This is a genomic window from Pseudonocardia asaccharolytica DSM 44247 = NBRC 16224 (genome assembly GCF_000423625.1).
Lineage (GTDB): Bacteria > Actinomycetota > Actinomycetes > Mycobacteriales > Pseudonocardiaceae > Pseudonocardia > Pseudonocardia asaccharolytica.
In genome coordinates this window covers 348,239-368,384 of record NZ_AUII01000003.1, presented here as the reverse complement: position 1 = coordinate 368,384, position 20,146 = coordinate 348,239, and the positions used below count along the sequence as shown (strand labels likewise).

19 protein-coding genes are annotated in these 20,146 nt (G+C 71.6%); 6 read left to right on the top strand and 13 right to left on the bottom strand.

The features are described 5' to 3' along the window. Positions 1 to 24: 24 nt before the first annotated feature. Entirely contained in the window at positions 25 to 477 is a 453-nt protein-coding gene (locus G567_RS0105955; RefSeq protein ID WP_028929266.1) for a flavodoxin family protein, read from the top strand. A 6-nt stretch (positions 478 to 483) separates the two neighbouring features. Here the strand turns inward: G567_RS0105955 and G567_RS26995 are convergent, their stop codons facing one another. Beyond that, positions 484 to 1,260 (bottom strand): SGNH/GDSL hydrolase family protein, encoded by a 777-nt coding sequence (locus tag G567_RS26995; RefSeq protein ID WP_051232343.1) that lies wholly within the window; start codon positions 1,258 to 1,260, stop codon positions 484 to 486. Between the two features lie 110 nt (positions 1,261 to 1,370). Between G567_RS26995 and G567_RS0105945 the strand changes: the two genes are divergently transcribed. Further along, on the top strand, positions 1,371 to 1,970 hold the full coding sequence (locus G567_RS0105945; RefSeq protein ID WP_028929265.1) for a TetR/AcrR family transcriptional regulator: 600 nt from the start codon (positions 1,371 to 1,373) through the stop codon (positions 1,968 to 1,970). A 51-nt stretch (positions 1,971 to 2,021) separates the two neighbouring features. Here G567_RS0105945 and upp read toward each other — a convergent pair whose 3' ends face one another. Both upp and G567_RS26990 read right to left on the bottom strand, forming a co-directional pair. Further along, the gene (gene upp, locus G567_RS0105940) at positions 2,022 to 2,645 is read right to left on the bottom strand and encodes a uracil phosphoribosyltransferase (protein WP_028929264.1); all 624 of its coding nucleotides are present in this window, start codon (positions 2,643 to 2,645) and stop codon (positions 2,022 to 2,024) included. Positions 2,646 to 2,662: 17 nt separating this feature from the next. Next, on the bottom strand, positions 2,663 to 4,252 hold the full coding sequence (locus G567_RS26990) for a metallophosphoesterase family protein (RefSeq protein ID WP_051232341.1): 1,590 nt from the start codon (positions 4,250 to 4,252) through the stop codon (positions 2,663 to 2,665). A gap of 471 nt (positions 4,253 to 4,723) precedes the next feature. Here G567_RS26990 and G567_RS0105925 point away from each other — a divergent pair, with 471 nt between their 5' ends. Then, positions 4,724 to 4,960 (top strand): hypothetical protein, encoded by a 237-nt coding sequence (locus G567_RS0105925; RefSeq protein ID WP_028929263.1) that lies wholly within the window; start codon positions 4,724 to 4,726, stop codon positions 4,958 to 4,960. A gap of 116 nt (positions 4,961 to 5,076) precedes the next feature. Then, positions 5,077 to 6,318, top strand: coding sequence for a hypothetical protein (locus G567_RS0105920; RefSeq protein ID WP_028929262.1), 1,242 nt, complete (start codon positions 5,077 to 5,079; stop codon positions 6,316 to 6,318). An 83-nt stretch (positions 6,319 to 6,401) separates the two neighbouring features. Here G567_RS0105920 and G567_RS0105915 read toward each other — a convergent pair whose 3' ends face one another. Further along, positions 6,402 to 7,547 (bottom strand): adenosine deaminase, encoded by a 1,146-nt coding sequence (locus G567_RS0105915; protein WP_147200871.1) that lies wholly within the window; start codon positions 7,545 to 7,547, stop codon positions 6,402 to 6,404. Between the two features lie 92 nt (positions 7,548 to 7,639). On the opposite strand from G567_RS0105915, the gene G567_RS0105910 reads away from it, so the two are divergent. Beyond that, positions 7,640 to 8,707, top strand: coding sequence for a hypothetical protein (locus G567_RS0105910; RefSeq protein WP_028929260.1), 1,068 nt, complete (start codon positions 7,640 to 7,642; stop codon positions 8,705 to 8,707). A gap of 21 nt (positions 8,708 to 8,728) precedes the next feature. Here the strand turns inward: G567_RS0105910 and murJ are convergent, their stop codons facing one another. Next, positions 8,729 to 10,519 (bottom strand): murein biosynthesis integral membrane protein MurJ, encoded by a 1,791-nt coding sequence (murJ, locus tag G567_RS26985; protein ID WP_084795891.1) that lies wholly within the window; start codon positions 10,517 to 10,519, stop codon positions 8,729 to 8,731. 107 nt (positions 10,520 to 10,626) lie between these two features. Here murJ and G567_RS26980 point away from each other — a divergent pair, with 107 nt between their 5' ends. After that, positions 10,627 to 11,883: a D-alanyl-D-alanine carboxypeptidase family protein gene (locus G567_RS26980; protein WP_147200872.1), complete on the top strand. Its 1,257-nt coding sequence runs from the start codon at positions 10,627 to 10,629 to the stop codon at positions 11,881 to 11,883. A 47-nt stretch (positions 11,884 to 11,930) separates the two neighbouring features. Here G567_RS26980 and yhjD read toward each other — a convergent pair whose 3' ends face one another. The 8 genes from yhjD to G567_RS0105860 form a co-directional block, all read right to left on the bottom strand. After that, positions 11,931 to 12,992 (bottom strand): inner membrane protein YhjD, encoded by a 1,062-nt coding sequence (gene yhjD / locus G567_RS0105895; protein ID WP_028929259.1) that lies wholly within the window; start codon positions 12,990 to 12,992, stop codon positions 11,931 to 11,933. An 11-nt stretch (positions 12,993 to 13,003) separates the two neighbouring features. Then, on the bottom strand, positions 13,004 to 14,035 hold the full coding sequence (gene trpS / locus G567_RS0105890; RefSeq protein WP_037055917.1) for a tryptophan--tRNA ligase: 1,032 nt from the start codon (positions 14,033 to 14,035) through the stop codon (positions 13,004 to 13,006). A gap of 75 nt (positions 14,036 to 14,110) precedes the next feature. Then, entirely contained in the window at positions 14,111 to 14,284 is a 174-nt protein-coding gene (locus G567_RS33960; protein WP_154667124.1) for a hypothetical protein, read from the bottom strand. Between the two features lie 60 nt (positions 14,285 to 14,344). Beyond that, positions 14,345 to 16,969, bottom strand: a complete 2,625-nt coding sequence (locus G567_RS0105880) for a bifunctional FO biosynthesis protein CofGH (RefSeq protein ID WP_084795890.1) — start codon at positions 16,967 to 16,969, stop codon at positions 14,345 to 14,347. A gap of 55 nt (positions 16,970 to 17,024) precedes the next feature. Then, positions 17,025 to 17,489, bottom strand: a complete 465-nt coding sequence (locus G567_RS0105875; RefSeq protein WP_028929256.1) for a YbaK/EbsC family protein — start codon at positions 17,487 to 17,489, stop codon at positions 17,025 to 17,027. Between the two features lie 109 nt (positions 17,490 to 17,598). After that, a complete protein-coding gene (locus G567_RS0105870) occupies positions 17,599 to 18,444 on the bottom strand; it encodes an exodeoxyribonuclease III (protein ID WP_245585552.1) in 846 nt (281 codons plus the stop codon). Beyond that, entirely contained in the window at positions 18,441 to 18,779 is a 339-nt protein-coding gene (locus G567_RS31820) for an SH3 domain-containing protein (protein ID WP_051232340.1), read from the bottom strand. Before G567_RS31820 ends, G567_RS0105870 begins: the two co-directional genes overlap by 4 nt. 137 nt (positions 18,780 to 18,916) lie before the next feature. Next, positions 18,917 to 20,131: an NADP-dependent isocitrate dehydrogenase gene (locus tag G567_RS0105860; protein WP_028929254.1), complete on the bottom strand. Its 1,215-nt coding sequence runs from the start codon at positions 20,129 to 20,131 to the stop codon at positions 18,917 to 18,919. Positions 20,132 to 20,146 lie beyond the last annotated feature (15 nt).

Here is a 20,146-nt window from a genome sequence, read left to right as displayed (position 1 = left end):
CTCACAGGGCCGGAGGGTACGCCGATGAAACAGCTCTTGATCGTCCACCACACGCCCTCGCCGGCGATGGCCGAGATGTTCGACGCCGTGCTGCGCGGGGCGACCGACCCGGAGATCACCGGCGTCGAGGTCGTTCGCCGCGCCGCGCTGGCGGCGACGGTCAACGACCTGCTGGCCGCCGACGGCGCCGTCCTCGGCACCCCGGCCAATATCGGCTACATGTCGGGGGCGTTGAAGCATTTCTTCGACCAGATCTACTACCCCACCCTCGACGACCGCCGCGGGCTGCCCTACGGGCTGTACGTGCACGGAAACCTCGGCGTCGAGGGCGCGGTGCGAGCCGTCGAGTCCATCGCCGATGGCCTTGGCTGGAAACGCGTCGTCGCCCCCGTGCAGATCCTCGGCGCCCCCGACAAGGCCGCGCTGGAGGCGTGCTGGGAGCTGGGCGCCACCGTCGCCGCGACGCTGTCGGAATAGCCGCGGCTACCGCGACGGGGGCGGGGCCGCGGGTCCCGTCCGCGTCGCCAGCCAGCGCTCGATCTCGCCGCGGAACATCCGCGCGATCTTCCGATACCCGGTGGCGTTGGGATGCAGTCCGTCGGCGAGGTCGCCGGGACGCAGCAGATCCGAGGTGTCGACGAAGCTGATCGAGCGCCCGAGAACCTGGTGGCGGGCCACCACCCGCGGGATGTGGGCGGCGAGATCGGCCCGCGCGGCCCTGGCCCGCGGCATCGGTGCCCATACCCCGGCCACGACGACGTGCGCCGCGGGCACCTGCGCATAGATCCGGCTCAGCAGGTCGTCCAGCCGCTGGGCGACGACCGCGCCGCTCGCCCCGCGACCGAGATCATTCGTCCCCGCATGCAACAGGATCACGTCCGGTCTGCTCGCGCGAAGCCAATGCCCGACCCGCGGGGCGAGCATGGATATCGTCCAGCCGGAATGGCCCTCGTGGTCGCGGTCGGGCAGACCGGATGGTCCGCGGGACAACGATCCGACGAACTCGACTGCCACGCCGTCGCGCCGCAGCAGCGTGAACAGCGGAGCCCGGTACCCGGCCGTTCCGGGGCTGCCGATCCCCTCCGTGCTCGACGCGCCCAGCGGCAGCACCCGCAGCGGGATCACCGGGCGGGCGGCGACGATTCGCGCACCGGGCTGCGGTTCCGGATCGGAGGCGGGCGTGCCCCCCACCGACAGCGACGTCACGACAAGGATCAGGGCGAACACCCCGACGACGGTTCGGCCGACCCGGCTTCGCACCGTAATGCCCCCGATCCTCGACTGCACCCCTCGGAATCTCGGTGCCGTGATCGGATCGTTACAACGGCGCGTCACCCCGTTCCGAAACGGTGTTGCGCTAGCCTCCTGCCATGCCCCGCCCCAAGGTGCACGACGAGTCGCTGCGTGACCGACTGCTCGAGCAGGCCGGGCAGACGCTGTCCGCGCAGGGCCTCGCGGCATTGAGCCTGCGCAAGCTGGCCGCCGAAGTCGGAACCTCGACCACCGCAGTCTATTCCCTGTTCGGCGGCAAACCCGCGCTGCTCAAGGCGCTGGTCGACGAGGCGTTCCACCGCATGGGGACGCATCTGGCCAGGGTGCAGCCCGGCGACGACCCGATCGACGACCTCGTCGCACTCGGTTTCGCCTACCGCGACAGCGCGCTGGCCGATCCGCACCTCTATGACGTCATGTTCGGCGGCGTGGTGGGCGAGCTGCCGTTCGAGGGGGAGACGGCCGCGGCGGCCGCCGAACCGTTCGGGCGGCTGATCCGATTCGTGGAACGGGCGATCGACCGTGGTGCGCTGCGCTCCGACGCCGACCCCGGCACGGTCTCGCTGGGTCTGTGGGCGGTCCTGCACGGCCTGGTATCGCTGCAGCTGCGCGACTTCCGGCTGCCGGCGGCGGCCGACCCGAGCGACGCGTTCGAGACGGTGCTCCGCACGGCGATACAGGGCTGGCAGGCGCGGTAGGGCGCCGTCGAGGGACGCGCTCAGCGCCGATGTTCGCTCCGCACGCTCCGCTCAGACCTCCCCGAACTGCCGGTCCCCCGCGTCACCGAGCCCGGGGACGATGAACGCGGAATCGTTGAGCCGCTCGTCGATGCTGGCGGTGACCACCCGAGCCGGCAGCCCGCTGGCGGCCAGCTGGTCGATGCCCTCGGGCGCGGCGAGGACGCATACCGCGGTGACGTCGGTGGCGCCGCGTTCGACGAGAACGCCGATGGTGTGCACCATCGAGCCACCGGTGGCCAGCATCGGGTCAAGGACGTACACCGGGCAGCCCACCAGTGACTCGGGCAGCGACGCCATATAGGGCATGGGCCGATACGTCGTCTCGTCGCGGGCGACGCCGACGAACCCCATCCGCGACTCCGGCATCATCGTGTGCGCCGCATCCGCCATCCCGAGGCCGGCCCGCAGCACGGGCACGAGAACCGGCGGGTTCGCCAGCCGGTAGCCGGTGGTGCGGGCGATCGGGGTGTGCAACGGCGAGCTGCACACCGGTGCGTCCCGGGTGGCCTCGTAGATCAGCATCAGGGTGAGCTCGCGCAGCGCGACCCGGAACGTCGCGTTGTCGGTCCGCGCGTCCCGCAGCGTGCTCAGCCGCGCCTTGACGAGCGGATGCTCGACAACCTGGACGTCCATGGGCAGCAGGCTAGCCGTCAGGGGACGGAGCGGCCGGGGGTCTCGCTCGTCCAGCACCACCGGCCGGACGCGTCGGGCCTGGCGCGCATCCGGTCCTCGAGCACCGGTTCGCGCTCGTGCTCCCGACATCCCGTGGCCGCCCAACAGTCGATCACGATCTCCGCTGCCGACGCGTCGACCCGAAGGAAGCTCTTGAACATCGGCGGGCGGTCGGAGTCGAAGAACACCGACATCAAGTTGTGCGCGGCGGGCGCGCCGCGGGCCGGCAACGGGTAGACCCGCCTCGCGGCCCGCCGCGCCCGCCTGCTGATCTGCTCCGGCGGGGTGCCCGTGCGCGGCGGGGTGATGCCGATCCGCTCGGCCATCAGGGTCGTCGCGTCGTGCGGGGAGATCGTCAGCCGGCCGCTGCCGAAGCGCAGCAGCGCGTCGTAGCGGCGGCTGAAATGCGCGAGCGAGTCGCCGCGCAGCGGGTAGCAGCGGAAGTTCTCCTCGTGACACGCCGGGGCCAGCGCGTCGACGTTCGGGATCTGGTGGGTGGCCGACAGGTACGCCCCCCCGCCGCCGTTCACCAGGTAGAGGATGGTGCGCCCGTCGTGCAGCCGGAGCGGGTAGCGCTGGTAGTTGTGGTCGTCGCCGCCGATCACGGCCACGTAGTTGCACGCGGGGTCGGTGACGATCTCGTTGACGTCGCCGACGGTGCCGCCGGCCTCGTCGACGATCGGGCAGGGCTGCAACGCCGCGTAGCTGTAGATCGGCTTGCCGGTGAGCAGGATCTTGGGCTTGGGACTGGTCGTCGAGACCCGGCGCAGCCACCGGCCCTGGTCGGCGTCGATCCGCCCGGTGATGCCGGTGTCGATGAGCACCAGCCGGACCGGGCCGGTGTCGATCACGCAGTACGGTCCGGGCTGGACGGCGAGCTGGCTGTCCGCGTCGCGGTACCAGCGCATGCCGGCGACGTCGGCGACCGTGACCGTCGCCGGGCGGCGCCACAGCAGCCTGCGCAGCGCGGCGCGCCCCCCGCGCCCGCCGGGCGGCGGCGGCCCGGCGTCAGGCGGGACGTCGCAGAACGTCGTCATGAAGCCGGTGAGCCCGTCGTACCAGTCGTGGTTGCCCGGCACGCCGTAGATCGGCCCCGAATAGTCGGCGTAGGGCCGGTAGAACCGGTCCTCGTACGCCCGGATCCCGCCCGCCGGGTAGATCACGTCACCGCAGAGGACCGCGAGGTCGGTGTCTCCGGCGGCCTCGAGCAGCACCGGGACCACAGCGTACTGCGACGCGTCGCCCTCGCCCGCATCGCCGAGCAGGGCCATCGAGACCCGGTCGCGCCCGGCGAACCGCTCGATCATCCGCTCGGCCAGATCGACCCGCGGTGCCGGCTGCACCGCCGTCAGCAGCCCGGGCAGCCTGCGCAACCACTCGCGGCGCATCTCGTCGGTGGGGTCGCCCAGCCAGCGGGCCAGCCAGTCGTTGCGCGCGGCCAGCAGCGGCCCCGGGCGCAGCCAGCTGAACCGCCCTGGCAGCGGCCGGAGCTTCCGGAAGTCGCCGAGCTGCCGACAGCCCCAGCCGGCGTTCGCCGCGGAGCTGCGGGACGGACCTGCCGGGCTCACCGGATGGCCTCGACGAACCGGACGACCCCGGCGGCGAGCGCCTCGGCGTGCCGTGGCGCGAGATCGATGTCCGGGAGCTTGGCGAAGCGATGATCCGAGGTGCGGGGAACACGCATGCCGTTGATCCTGGCATCACCACCGTCGTTTGATGCGGATCAGCCACCGATGATCACAGTGAGTGACCGATGTGGACGGTCGGTGACCTCGGAGTGGAGCCACCTCACCCATCAGACCGTGCCTCCGGAGCGGCCGCGGCGGACCCGCGGCGCCGACTGCCATGATCACGAGGAGTGTCCACGTCGGGGACGTTCGGACCGCAGCTCGTTTCGCCGCCGATGCGGTGAGTCGTCGAACGAGCGCGATCAGTGACGACCTGTCCCCGACATCCTGACCCGAACGGGTGGTAAGCCACAAACGCTGTCACACCTGAGCCGCCGCCGACGCTGTACTAGGTGACGAGGAGGTGATCCGGTGCCGGAGAACTCGACTTCCAACCATGCGGCGCTGATCGCAGCGGCGGAAAAGCTCACGCAGTGCGACGGATACGTCGTGCTGGCCGTCGACCCGCAGACCGGAGAGGTCGACGCGCACGGACCGTTCGACGGGCTGGCCGCGACGATCAAAGCCGACCAGCTGCGTCGAGACTTCGACCGCGGCGGTCTCGAGGACGTCACCGTCGGCGTCGTCCGGCTACACACCTCGACCTGATTCCCGGCACCGACAGACTCCCCATCCGGTTCCGTTGCCCCGGCCCCGCCCAGCACAGGCCGGGGCAACGGGGCGTTGGCCGAACACGCCGAGCGGCCGCCGCTAGGCTCCCGGCCGTGGCAAGCGACATCGTCCCGATCCAGCTCTCGCTCACCGAAGGCGACCTCGTCACGCTCTGGGCGCCCCGCTGGCGGGAGGACGGCGAGGAGTGGGAGGCCTTCCTCGGCGACGACGACGCGCTGTTCGCCTTCCCCGAGGTCGCCCAGCTCGCGGCGTTCGTGCGCACCCGGCCCGAGCACGACCTCACCGACCACCCCGCGTGGTCGTTCGTCCCCCGGCTGTCGGTCGCGGAGCTGACCCCGGAGGAGACGCAGCGCTACGACGTCATCGGCGTGCCCGAGCTCGTCGCGGGCGAGGCCGACACCTGGACGATCGCCGACCTCGCCACGGTCGTCGACATGGTCGGCTCGCTAGCCGATGTGTGCGATCTCGAGGAGATCACCCAGATCCTCGACTCCGCGCCCGGGTTCGGGCTGCTGCACCAGGGCACGCTGCCGTTCGCCGGACGCGAGGGCGGGCGGCTGTGGGCCCAGCTCGTCAAGACCGTCGCCGAGCGCTGGGACGACGTCATCGACGCGCTCGACTCGCTGGTCGTCACCCCGGACGTCGACCCGAGGGCGCTCGCCGCCGCCGAGCGCGAGGCCGCCGAGCTCGCCGAACGGGAGGGCGTGGGCAGCCCCGATGCCGACGATGCGCGGATCGAGGCCGAGGCAGTCGAGGGCGGGCCGTCCGACGAGCGGCCGCCGACGTTCTGGGAGGAGGTCGGCATCGACCCGATCCGGATCACGACCCGCTACGGCGAGTTCCTCACCCTGCGCTGCTACCTCGACGACAGACCGGTCTTCCTCGGCAGCGCCGGGAGGATCGACGTGTTCGGCAGCGAACGCGCGCTGGCCCGCCACCTCGCAGGCGCCGGCAAGGACGGGCACGACCTCGTCGCCGCGTCGACCTGGGACGAGGTCGTCGAGAGGGCCGCCGTCGGCGAGCTGGAGGTGAGCGTCGACGAACTCAACAACTACGTGCTCACCGGAATCGATCATGACCTCGCGGAGGGCATCCTCGCCGTCGATCCCACGCAGCTGGACCTGGCCACCGAACTGCTGCTCGACGTCGGCGAGTGGGCAGGCGACGACGGGCCGCGGGAGGCGCTGGCCGAGTCGGAGAGCCTGGGCTGGCTGGTGTCGTTCGTGATCCGCCCCGACCCCACCCGGCTGGCCCCCAGCCCGCCGTTCGACGCCGAGGCCGCCCGGTGGCGCGGGCTCGTCGACGACCTCGAGTCGCGCCTTCGCCGCCTGTGAGTGCGTAACAGCGTTAGAACACTGTTACGCACTCACAGGGGCCGCTGACCTGCGGTTGAGGCCGCGTCGACTCGGTCCCGGGATCAGGCCTGCAGTGCCGCGTACGCGGGCTTGATCACTTCGTTGATCAGCGCGAGCCGCTCGTCGAAGCCGATGAAGGCCGATTTCATCGCGTTGACGGTGAACCAGCCCAGGTCGACCCACCCGTAGCCGAACGTCTCCGCGAGCGCGGCCATCTCCGAGGTCATCGAGCAGCCCGACATCAGCCGGTTGTCGGTGTTCACGGTGACCCGGAACCGCAGCTTCGCCAGCAGCCCGATGGGGTGGTCGGCCAGCGACGGCGCCGCGCCGGTGTGAACGTTGGAGGTCGGGCACATCTCCAGCGGGATGCGCGTGTCCCGGACATAGGCGGCGAGCCGCCCGAGCTTCGCCGTCTTGTCGGAGCCGACCGCGATGTCGTCGACGATCCGCACGCCGTGCCCGAGCCGGTCGGCCCCGCACCACTGGATGGCCTCCCAGATCGACGGCAGCCCGAATGCCTCGCCCGCGTGGATCGTCACGTGCGCGTTCTGCTGGCGGACATACTCGAACGCGTCGAGATGCCGGGTGGGTGGATAGCCCTTCTCCGCGCCGGCGATATCGAACCCGACCACCCCCACGTCGCGGTAGCGGACGGCGAGCTCGGCGATCTCCCGCGAGCGGGCCGCATGCCGCATCGCCGTCAGCAGGCAGCCGATCCTGATCGGTCGCCCGGCCGCAGCGGCGCGTTCGGCTCCGGTACGAAAGCCCTCCAACACGGTCTCCACGACCTGGTCGAGATCCAGATCGCGCTCGACGTGCAGCTCCGGGGCGAACCGGACCTCGGCGTAGACGACGCCGTCGGCAGCGAGATCCTCCGCGCATTCGGTAGCGACCCGGCGCAGCGCCTCGGCGGTCTGCATGACCGCGACGGTGTGTCCGAACGTCTCCAGGTATCGCTCCAGCGAACCGGAGTGCGCGGCGCCCAGGAACCAGCCGGCCAGCTCGTCGGGATCTCGGGTGGGTAGCGACCGGTAGTCGATCGCGTCGGCCAGCTCGACGACCGTGGCGGGGCGCAGCCCGCCGTCGAGATGATCGTGGAGCAGGACCTTCGGCGCGTCGCGGATGTTCTCGATGGTCAGCGGCGCAGGCACGCCCACCACGCTATACCGCAGCGGAACACCCCGGAACGGACGAAGATCGTCCCCCATGCGGCGCAACATCGACGCCACGTCGAGTGGGAAACGTGACTCGCTACGCTCTGTTCAGCTCCCCATCCGGCTCAGAGGAAGCACGGTCAGCCATGAGCGATAACTCAACCCTGTCGTTCGACCGGATGCGCGGCATGCTCATGCGCGCTGCCGAGATCCGCGACAGCGAACAGCAGCAGATCTTCGACTCCCTCGACGAGATCCATGCCCGACTCACCGCACTCGACGCCCTCGGCACGGTCCGCAAGCGACTGACCGAACTGCCCGATCGGACCGAGGTCAGCGTCCTCGCCGAGCGGCTCGACGAGACCGTCGCGAAGCTCGACGCGCAGGACGCCGCGCTCGGGTCCGTCGCGCGCGCCCTGGAGTCGCTGCCGGACAAGCTCGCCAAGCCCTTCGCCCAGCTCGACGGCAGACTCGACGGCATGGCCGGGCGGCTCGAGGGGGTCTCCGGCCGGATGGACGGCCTGGACGACCGTCTCGGCGGCCTGCACAAGCGCCTCGACGACCTGGACAACCGGCTCGACCGCCACGAGATGCGCCTCGACGCCATGCCCAACGCCGTCGGGACCCCCATCAAGGAGCGCGTCGACGGCGTCGAACGGACGGTGCGCGAACAACTCGACGGCGCGCTGCGTTCGGTCGAGGAGACCGGTGAGGGCCTGCGCAACCTGCTCGGCGACACCAGCGTCGGTCTGCACCGCAGGCTCGAGGAGCTGGCGGCGCGCCCGGCCGTCGACCCAACCGAGATGCTGAACGCGCTGGCCGAGCGGCTGGAGGCGTTGACCGGACGGCTCGACGCCATCACCACCCGGCTCGATGCGGTCGAGGAGGGTCTCGGCGGGCGGCTCGGCGAGTTCAGCACCGGCGTCGAGGTGCAACTCGGCGTGCTGGGGACCGCGCTGGACCAGCGCCCCGACACCGCCGCGGTCACCGCGCTGGTGCACCGGGCGAACGAGGAGTCCGAGCGGCGCAGCGCCGGCCAGCTCGACGAGGCGATGGCGACGTTCGCGGAGCTGATCCTCGGCCGCGGCACCGGTGTGCAGGCGCCCCCACCGCCGCCGCGCCCCACCCAGCGCAGGGCGAGTCGGGCCAAGGCCACGGCGAAGAGCCCGAACGGGGTACCGGCCGACACCGTCGCCGACGACCCGGACTCCTGACCGGGACGGCTCCGGCCCGTCTCAGCCCCCGCCGCGGGCCGGGCTGCCCGGCAGCCTGCGCCACAACGGGTCGAGCTCGCGGACCCGCAGGACCCGCATCCCGAGCAGGGTGACGGGAGTGGCGACCACCAGCGCGAGCGCGAGCACGGTCCAGGCGCGGCCGACCGGGGCCCAACCGGTCAATGGGCCGGTATCGAGCAGGACGACCGCGCCGTAGGCCAGCAGCCCGCCGGCGATCGACGCGGCGGTCGTCCGGCCGACGGTGCCGAGCATCTCGCCGGTGCGGGCCCGGCCGAGCCGCCGGGCCACCAGCACCTGCCCGAGCACGGCCCCGAACGCGAACGACAGGGCGTTGGCTGCGGCCAGCCCCAGCACGACCCGCTCGGGCGGTAGCAGCACCGGGCACAGCAGCAACAGCGGGATCTTGAGGCCGACGATGAACAGCTGGATCAGCGTCGGGGTCCGGCTGTCGGTGAGCGCGTAGAACACCCGCAGCTGCAGCAGGGTGACCGCGTACGGCAGCAGGCCGAACGCCGAGGCCGCGAGCGTCGCACCGAGCCGGGCCGAGCCGCCCCCCGCGCTCCCGGCGCCGAGGGAGAACAGGGCGACGCCGACCTCGGTGCCGAAGAGGGTCAGCACCACCGTGATCGGGATGAGCGCCACCGCGGACAGCCGCGTGCCGAGCGAAAGGTCGGCCACGACGTCGTGCAGCCGTCCCTCCGCCGCGGCGCGGCTCATCCGGGGCATCAGCGCGGTCAGCAGCGAGACACCGAGAACCCCGTAGGGCACCTGCAGCAGCAGCCACGCGTAGCTGTAGGTGGCGACGCTGCCGGCGTCGGCCGCGGCCGCGACCCGGGTGGTCACGATGTAGCCCGCCTGGCCGATCAGCACGTAGAGCACGACCCAACCCGCGAGCCCGCCCGCCGCGGTGAGCCGCGGATCCCAGCCCCACACCGGGCGGTAGCGGAACCCGATCCGGCGCATCGACGGCAGCAGCACGACCGCCTGCACCACGATGCCGAGCGTGGTGCCCAGGCCCAGGACCAGCAGTTTCGTGTCACCCATCCGGACCGGGTCGAGGCTGATCTGGCCGGGGACCGCCGCGTAGGCCGCCAGCACGGCGAGCACCACGACGTTGTTGAGCACCGGCGCCCAGGCGAACGGCCCGAACACCCCCTTGCTGTTGAGGATCGCGCCGAGCAGGGCGCCGATGCCGTAGAAGAAGATCTGCGGCAGCAGCAGGTAGGCGAACATCGTGGCCAGTTCGGGGTTGGCCGAGTTGCTGGTCTGCGTGCCGAGATACAGCCGGGTCAGCAACGGCGCGGCGAGCATCGCGGCGACGGTCGCGAGCAACAGGGCGACCCCGGTGATGGTGAGCAGCCGCCGGGTGTATCCGACCCCGCCATCGGCGTCGTCGGTTTGGGCCCTGACCAGCAGCGGAATCATCACGCTCGTCAAGACCCCGCCGAGGAGCAGCTCGTAGACGATGTTCGGCAGCGTGTTGGCGATCGTGTAGGAGTCGTTGACGATGCCGAGTCCCAGCACGGCAACCAGCGCCAGCGTCCGCAGGAAGCCGGTGACTCGGCTGACCAGGCTGGCGACCGCTATGACGCTGCTCGAGCGAATCAGCGACGACCGGCCTCCGGACTCCGACGGGGCCGACGGTACGGGCGGCAGACGCGTGGTCGGCGGATCGGTGGGCGGGCGCGCCGCGTTCGGCCGGGGCGGCGGGCCGCCCGGCACCGGACGCGGGCGACCGACCGGCCCGGCGGGTCGGTCACCGCGGGTGCGGGGGCTCCGGTAGTCGCGCATCGGCCACCATCGTGCCCGACCCTCACCACCGGCGTGGCTTCGCCCCGTGCGTGCGTAACACTGTTCCCGCGATGCTGCGCGCTCACGAGCTGGACTAGGTTCCCCCTGTGACCGGGGTCCGTTGTGCGGTGCTGCACGCAGCGGTGACCGCGTCGGCCGCGGTCGTCGCACTGATCGTCGCGGCGGGAGGTCAGCTCGCGCTGACGGCCACACCGGTCGTGCCGGTGGCCGAGCGGCACCTGTCCCCCGGGAACCCCGGGGTCTGCCCCGGTCAGGAGGCGCCACCGTCCCCGGCGGCACCCGAGGAGCTCGTCCCCGGTGCGGCCCCACCCGCGCCACTACCCGTCCCCGACGAACCGGTGGGCGGGCCCCGGCTCGGCTCGTGCGGTCACGTGCTCGCCCCCGGCGCCACCCCGCCCCCGGCGGTCAGCGCGGCGGGATGGATCGTCGCCGACCTCGACACCGGCGCTGTGCTCGAGGCGCACGATCCGCACGGCCGGCAGCGCCCGGCGTCGACGCTGAAGGTCCTGACCGCGCTGGTGGCGCTGGAACGCCTCGACCTCGATACCGTCGTCGTCGCCACCGCGGGCGACGCACATGTCGACGGCAGCCGCGCCGGCATCGGACCGGGCGGCCGCTACACCGTCCGGCAGCTGCTCGCCGGACTGCTGCTCAACTCCGGCAACGACACCGCCAACACGCTGGCGCGCGCGCTCGGCGGCGTGCCGGCCACGCTGACCGCGATGAGCGCCGAGGCGGCTCGGCTGGGCGCGCTGGACACCCGGCCCGCGACACCGTCCGGCCTGGACGGTCCCGGGATGTCCACCTCGGCCTACGACCTCGCATTGTTGTTCCGGGCGGCTCTGGGCAAGCCGGAGTTCGCCCGGCTGATCGCCACCCGCTCGGTCGAGTTCCCCGGCTACGGCGACAAGCCCGGCTTCCAGCTCTACACCGACAACCAGTTGCTGCTGCGCTACCCCGGGGCCATCGGTGGAAAGACCGGGTTCACCGACGTCGCCCGGCACACGTTCGTCGGGGCGGCACAGCGCGACGGGCGACGGTTGGTGGTCGCGCTGGTGCGCGGCGAGCAACATCCGGAGCCGATGTGGCGCCAGGCCGCGGCGCTGCTCGACCACGGGTTCGCGCTGCCGGCGTCGACCTCGGTCGGGATGCTCGTGGACGCCGCCTCCGACGGTCCGGCCTCCCCGCAGCCCCCCGGGCATGGTCCCGGCCTGCAGGCGGCCGGCGGCGAGGACGGCGCGGGGAGCGGACTGACCTCCGCGCGGCTGTTCGCCGGGCTCGGTGCGCTCACCGCGGTCGTCGCGTTGGTCGTCGTGGTCGGGCGCCGACGCATCCCGCGGTGATCGGCCCCGACCCGGTCGCGGAAATACCGCGACTCGCGGGGGCGGGGTCAGCGGCGGTGGGCGGCGTCGCTGAAGAACCGCATCCCCAGCAACCCCATCACCACCCCGGCCCCGACCAGGCCCGCCGCGGTTCGCCCGTCCGGCCCCGAGTGCGTGACGACCTCGGGGCGGATCACCGCGGGCCCGGGCACCTCGGCGCGCTGCGGCAGCTCGTTCTCCCTGGCCGTGGCTGCCCAGGCCGTTACGAACAGCAGGAACCGCGAGACGAAGAAGACGAAGATCAGCAGACCGATGATCGAGCCGAACGCCGCGCCCGCGGGCGAGGCCGTCACCGTCCGCAGGTAGATCGTCATGATCTGCTTGAGGATCTCGAACCCGATCGCGCCCAGCAGCGCCGCCTTGAGAGCACTGCGCGCCGACACGGGCGCGCGGGGCAGCCGGGCGATGACCCACAGGAAGACCAGCCAGTTCGCGACCAGCCCCAGTACGACACCCGCCAGCCCGAGCAGGAACTGGGCCCAGCCCTGATCGCCCAGCCCGACGAGCTCGAGCAGGGTGCGGCCCAACCCGGTGCCCACGGCCGTCACCGCGAACGCGACCACCAGCGAGAGCCCGAGCCCGACCAGCGCGATCAGGTCGAACACCAGCTTCTTCACCGCGTTCGACGGCTGCTCCGCCTGCGCCCACTGCTCGGACAACGCCTCGCGCAGGTTGCTCATCCAGCCGACACCCGAATAGAGCGCGCCGAGCAGGCCGAGCACGCCGACCGCGCCGGCCTGCCCGATCGCGGTCTCGACGACACTGTTGAGGGTGCCGCCGAGAGGACCGGGCACCGCGCTGGTGATGCCGTCCTGCAGCTGCCGGAGCAGGTCGGGCTGGGCGCGTAGCACGAACGCGGCAGCCGCGAAGGCGATCATCAGCAGCGGCACGAGGGCGAGCACGCTGAAATAGGTGATGGCGGCGGCGTAGTGGTCGCCGTGGCTCTGTTTGTAGCGCTCCGCCGACCGCACGAGGTGGTCGAGCCAGGGGTAGCGCGCACGCAGCCGTTCGAGCTTCGTGGGCTGCTTGTCGCCGACCTCCGTCCCCGCAGTCTTCGCATCAGCAGCCACCGGGCCTCACCTCATGTCGTCGGCGATAGGAAGCCGATCTTCTCGTGGACGGACGCCAACGTCGCGCTGGCCACCTCACCCGCCCGGGTGGATCCGCGCGCGAGCACCCGATCGAGCTCGGCCGGGTCGTCGAGATATCCCTGTACCCGTTCCCGCAACGGGGCAACGAAGTCCGCGACGACCTCGGCCAAGTCCTTCTTCAGATCTCCGTAGCCCTTACCCGCGTAGTCGGCTTCCAACTCGCTGATCTTCTTGTCGGTGAGCGCGGAGTAGATCGTCAGCAGGTTGGCGATGCCGGGCTTCGCCTCGGGGTCATACCGGATCTCGCGCTCGGCGTCGGTCACCGCCGAGCGGATCTTCTTCGCCGAGACCTTCGGGTCGTCGAGCAGTTCCACGATCCCCGCCGGGGTGGACGCCGACTTGCTCATCTTCGTCGCCGGGTCCTGCAGGTCCTGAATCTTCGCCGCGCCCGCGAGGATGTAGGGCTCGGGCACCACGAACGCGGTGCCGAACCGGGAGTTGAACCGCTGTGCGAGATCGCGGGTGAGCTCGAGATGCTGACGCTGGTCCTCCCCGACCGGTACCCGGTCTGCCTGGTAGAGCAGCACGTCGGCGGCCATCAGGACGGGGTAGGTGAACAGGCCGACGGTGGCTCGCTCGGCGCCCTGTCTGGTCGCCTTGTCCTTGAACTGGGTCATCCGGCTGGCCTCGCCGAAGCCAGTGAGGCAGCCCAGCACCCAGGCCAACTGGGCGTGCTGGGGCACATGGGACTGGACGAACACGGTGCAACGGTCGGGGTCGAGCCCCAGGGCGAGGAGCTGGGCGACCGCGTTACGGGTACGCGCGGCGAGCGTCTTCGGGTCGTGCTCGACGGTGATCGCATGCAGGTCGGGGACGAAGTAGAACGCGTCGTGATCGTCCTGCAGGGCCACCCACTGCCGAATCGCGCCCAGGTAGTTGCCGAGGTGGAAAGATTCGGAGGTCGGCTGGATGCCGGAGAGCACCCGCGGGCGTCCGTCGGTGGTGGGGTCGATCCCGGTCATGGCCGCGATTCTCGCAGCCACCGAGGGTCCGAGGCCCTGCGGGCCTCGTGAGTACGAACGACCGTCAGAACAGTGTTATTCGCTCACGGGGCCGTCGGGCCCCGGCTCCTCCTCGGCCGGCGCGCGGTGCACGACGACCGTCCCGCGCTCCAGATCGATCGGACCGAGCCGCCACTTCTCGCCGTCGCCGGACTCACCGGCCTCGTCCCTGATCTTCGGCCCGGGGAACAGTTCACCGAGGACACCCATACCGACCACAGTACGCCCAGCTCACACCCCCGGTGAGTGCGTAACAGTGTTAGAACACTGTTACGCACTCACCGGGGCGGTGTAGGTGGTGGTGCGCTGGCGGATCGGCCTGCCCGCCGCCGTCGCGATCGCGGTCAGCTCGGCCACGGTGCGTGCCGAACCGTTCTCCGAGCCCGCCATCCGGCTGATCGTCTCCTCCATCAGCGTGCCGCCCATGTCGTCGGCCCCGCCGGCCAGGATCCGGGCGGCCAACGCGTCGCCGAGCTTCACCCACGAGCACTGCACATGGTCGATCCGGCCGTGCAGGGCCAGCCGCGCGAACGCGTGCACCGCCCGGTTGTCGCGTTCGGTCGGGCCCGGACGGGCGATCCCGGCCAGATAGATCGGGGCGTTGTGGTGCACGAACGGCAGCGGGACGAACTCGGTGAACCCGGCCTTGCCGTGCTCCCGGGCCGCGTCCTGGATCCGCGCCAGGGTGCGTAGGTGGCCGAGCCAGTGTCGCGGGGAGTCGACGTGCCCGTACATCATCGTCGACGACGACGGGATGCCCAGCTCATGTGCCGTCGTGACGACCTCGATCCACTGCGACGCCGGCAGCTTGCCCTTCGTGAGCACCCATCGAACCTCGTCGTCGAGGATCTCCGCCGCGGTGCCGGGGATCGAGTCCAGCCCGGCGTCCCGCAGCTCGGTGAGCCACTCGGCGGTCGACACCCCGGCCTTCGCCGCCGCGGACACGATCTCCATCGGGGAGAACGCGTGCACGTGCATGCCGGGCACCGCCGCCTTCACCGCCCGCACCAGATCGGCGTAGAAGCCCACCGGCAGCTGCGGATCGATGCCGCCCTGCATGCAGACCTCGGTGGCGCCGTGGGACACCGCCTCGACCGTCCGGGCGGCGACCTCGTCGAGCGAGAGCCGGAACGCATCCGCGTCGCGCTCCCGCTGGGCGAACGCGCAGAACCGGCAGCCGACGTAGCACACGTTCGAGAAGTTGATGTTTCGGTTGATCACGTAGGTGACCGGTTCGCCGACCACCTCGGCGCGCAGCCGGTCCGCGAGCCGGGCCAGCTCCTCCAGCGCCGTTCCATCGCAGGTCAGCACGGCCATCGCGGCCGCGGCGTTGGCCGGGTCGAGCAGCGCCGCGGGATCGGACGCGGCCAGCGCCAGCCCGGCGCGCACATCCGCGTCGAGCCGCTGTGCCGAGGCGCGCTTCGCCTGCGCTCCGCGCTGGGGTGGCGCGGCGGCCGGCCGGGCGGCGAGCTCGTCGCGCAGGGCGTCCCAGTCGCCGTACACCGAGTCGAAGTCGCCGCGCCGGTCGGCGGCCCGCCCGGTCGTGTCGATCGAGGTGTTCAGGTCGATCCGCCCGGTGGCCGCGAACCCGCCGTCCGGCTCCTGCCACAGTCTGCCCTCCACCCGCGCGTCCTCGTTCGCCAGACCGGTCGCCGGGTCGGCCAGTGCCGCGACGTGTGCGTGCAACCGGGTGTCGATCCACGGCGAGCCCGCCAGCACATACCCCGGGTACGCGGTCAGCCGCTCCCGCAGCACGAATCCGTACTCGGCCGACCGCGCCGCGAGCTCGTCGATCGCCGGCCACGGCCGCTCCGGGTTGACGTGGTCGGCGGTGACCGGCGAGACCCCGCCCCAGTCGTCGATGCCCGCCCGCAGCATCAGCGTGAACTCGTCGCCAACCAGGTTCGGCGGCGCCTGGATCCGCATCTTCGGCCCCAGCACCAGGCGGGCGACGGCGATCGTCGCGGCGAGATCGGCGAGATCGGCGTCCGGGTCGTTCGCCATCGCGGTGTCGGGCTTGGCCCGGAAGTTCTGCACGATGACTTCCTGGACGTGTCCGTGCGCCCGGGCCGCGGACCGGATCGCGAAGATCGACTCGGCGCGCTCGGTCCGGGTCTCCCCGATGCCGATGAGGATCCCGGTGGTGAACGGGACGCCGACGCGGCCGGCGTCGGTGAGGCAGCGCAGCCGGACCGCGGGCTCCTTGTCCGGGCTGCCGTAATGCGGCCCACCGGGATGCGACCACAGCCGGGTCGCGGTGGTCTCCAGCATCATCCCCATGCTCGGCGCGACGGGCTTGAGCCGGGTCAGCTCCGCCCACGACAGCACGCCCGGGTTGAGGTGCGGCAGCAGCCCGGTCTCCTCCAGCACCGCGATCGCGCACGACCGCAGGTAGTCCAGGGTCGAGTCGTACCCGCGGGCGTGCAGCCACTCCTTCGCGGCAGGCCAGCGGTCCTCCGGGCGGTCCCCGAGGGTGAACAGCGCCTCCTTGCACCCCGCCGCGGCCCCGGCCCGGGCGATCTCGAGCACCTCGTCGCGTTCGAGGAACGCCGCGGGCACCCGGTGCGGCACCGTCGCGAACGTGCAGTAGTGGCAGCGATCCCGGCACAGCCGGGTCAGCGGGATGAACACCTTGCGCGAGTACGTCACCACGCCCGGGCGGCCGGCGTGGCCCAGGCCCGCGTCACGCACCCGGGCCGCGGCGTCGAGCAGCGCGTCGAGTTCGCCGTCGCGGGCGGCGAGCAGCACCGCGGCCTCCGTGACATCCAGGACCGCACCGTCCCGCGCCCGTCGCAGGGCCCTTCGCAGCGCCGAAGCCGATGGGGCCGAAGCCGATGGGATCGACGCGGATGGAGACGGCTCGGAGGAGGCCGGGCGGGGGCGCTCGTCGTTCATGGGGCCACAGTAGGTCGTGGTTCGATGACCGTCGACCTATGCACGCTCGGCGCGGTCAAGCGACGTCGGCGGGCGTTCCGCCGGTCACCTTCAACAGCTCGGCGAAGGTCGTCGGGAACACCGCGTGCGGGATCCCGCCCGCGGCCCAGATCTGCAGGTGGCGCTCCAGCGCGCGATCGACCAGTGTGCGCAACGGCTCGGGATGCCCGACCGGCGCGACCCCACCGATCCGCTGCCCGGTGGCGGCGTAGACGAACTCCGGGCTCGCCCGCCGCACCCGCTGCGCGCCGATCAGCGCCGCGATCGTGGCCGTGTTCACCCGGTGGGCGCCGGAGGTGAGGACGAGCAACGGAGTCCCGTCGGCATCGAAGACCAACGAGTTCGCGATCTGCCCCACCTCGACGTCGAGGGCCGCGGCCGCCGCGGCCGCCGTCGCGGCCGCATCGGGCAGGATCCGCAGCCCCGCGACGCTGGCCGGGTCGGCCCCGGCCGCGGTCAGGTGGGCACGGACGCGGTCCACGTTGGGGTGGCTGATCGCCCCACTCGGCTCAGGATTCGGCGAACTGCTCACCCGGGCATTCGACCATGTCGCCCCGCCGGCGACTCGGGGATATCCGCGCCGTCGCGGCTCAGCGCCGATACCGCACGGTGACCGGCGCATGATCGGACCAGCGCCGGTCGTAGCTGGGCGCGCGCTCCACCGCCGCGCTGCGGGCGCGGGCCGCGAGGCCGGGGGTCGCGACCTGATAGTCGATGCGCCAGCCGGTGTCGTTGTCGAAGGCCCGCCCGCGATACGACCACCACGTGTACGGTCCGTCGACGTCCGGGTGCAGCATCCGCACCACATCGACGTAGCCGGACGCGAACAGCGACCCGATCCACTCCCGCTCGTGCGGGAGGAACCCGGAGTTCTTGCCGTTTCCACGCCAGTTGCGCAGGTCGGCGCGGGTATGGGCGATGTTCCAGTCGCCGCACACGAGCACCTCGCGGTCCTCCGCGGCGGCCTTCCCCCTGCGCTCGGCCAGATACGGGGCGAGCCCCGCCAGGAACCGGTCCTTCTCGTCCTGTTTGGGCGTGCCCGCGGCGCCCTTGGGCAGGTACAGCGAGGCGACGGTCAACCCGGGAAGATCCACCTCGAGGTAGCGCCCCGAGCCCGCGAACTCCGCCAGCCCCATGCCGATGCGCACCGCCTCCGGCTCGATGCGGGTCAGCACGGCGACGCCGCTGCGGCCGGGCGCGGTCTCGCACGGCGCGAGAGTGAGCTGCCAGCCGAGACCGTCGAGGGTGGCGAGCAGGCCGGCGGGCAGATCCTCCGGGCGGGCCCGGACCTCCTGCAGACACACGATGTCCGCGGTACTCGACGCCAGCCACGCGGTCAGACCCTTCGGTCCGGCCGCCCGGATCCCGTTGACGTTGACGGAGCTGACCGTGAGCGGTCCGCGGCCCGGCTCGGTGGCCGACAGTTCAGGGATCAACAGCGGCTACCCGTGGTCGGGGTCAGGCTCGCGTCATACACCCAGCGATCCTCGCCCGCCAGCTGGCGAAACCCGTTGGTGACGACGCGCTCGGCGTCGACCTGGTCGCCCTCCCGCAGGACGCCGACCGGCGCCAGCTCGGTACCGGGCGCCGAGCGGATGTTGACCTCGGTCGCCGTCACGGTCATGACGCACCCCGTCCTGCCGGTGGCAAGGCCGGTGAGCCCGCCGCGATCGATCATCGCGAGCACCGTGAGCACCACCCCGGCGACCAGCACGAACGTCCACCCCCGGAACGTCGACGCCTCCAGCTTGGGCATCTTGATCTTGGCCATGACCTCTCCCGGCGCGCAGTTGGGATCACCGTAGCGGAGTGCAACGGGTCGGTGACGGCGTCGATCGGGGGAATGATCAAGGGCGGGCGGTGGGGCCGGTCACCCCACCACCCGCCCTCGTCGCGCGAGCGGCCGGTTCAGGCCCTGGCGGCCTGCAGGTTCGCGTCCAGCGCGGCCAGGAACTCCTCGGTGGTGAGGAACGGCGCGTCCTTGTCGACCAGCAGCGCGAGGTCCTTGGTCATCTTGCCGCTCTCGACGGTCTTGACGACGACGTCCTCGAGCGCGGCGGCGAAGCCGATCAGCTCGGTGTTGCCGTCCAGCTTGCCGCGGTGGGCCAGGCCACGGGTCCAGGCGTAGATCGAGGCGATCGGGTTGGTCGAGGTCGGCTTCCCGGCCTGGTGCTGGCGGAAGTGCCGGGTGACGGTGCCGTGCGCGGCCTCGGCCTCGACGGTCTTGCCGTCCGGGGTCATCAGCACGCTGGTCATGAGACCCAGCGAACCGAAGCCCTGCGCAACGGTGTCGGACTGGACGTCGCCGTCGTAGTTCTTGGCGGCCCAGACGTACCCGCCCTCCCACTTCAACGCGGCCGCGACCATGTCGTCGATGAGCCGGTGCTCGTAGGTGAGCCCGGCCGCCTCGAACTTGTCCTTGAACTCGGTCTCGTAGACCTCGGCGAACAGGTCCTTGAACCGGCCGTCGTAGGCCTTGAGGATCGTGTTCTTGGTCGAGAGGTACACCGGGTAGTTCCGGGTGAGCCCGTAGTTCATCGACGCCCGCGCGAAGTCGCGGATCGACTCGTCGAGGTTGTACATCGCCATGGCCACACCGGAACCGGGGGCCTGGAACACCTCGTGCTGCATCGGCTCGGAGCCGTCGGCAGGGGTGAAGGTGACCGTCAGCGTGCCCTCGCCGGGGAACCGGAAGTCGGTGGCGCGGTACTGGTCACCGAACGCGTGGCGGCCGATGATGATCGGCTTGGTCCAGCCGGGGACGAGCCGCGGGATGTTCGAGATGATGATCGGCTCGCGGAAGATCACGCCGCCGAGGATGTTGCGGATCGTCCCGTTCGGGGACCGCCACATCTTCTTGAGACCGAACTCCTCGACGCGGGCCTCGTCCGGCGTGATCGTCGCGCACTTCACGCCCACGCCGTGACGCTTGATGGCGTTCGCGGCGTCGATCGTGATCTGGTCGTCGGTCTTGTCTCGGGACTCGATGCTCAGGTCGTAGTACTCGAGGTTGACGTCGAGGTACGGGTGGATCAGCTTGTCCTTGATGAACTGCCAGATGATCCGGGTCATCTCGTCGCCGTCGAGCTCGACGACAGTGCCCTCGACCTTGATCTTCGCCATGTCGGCCGGGCTCTC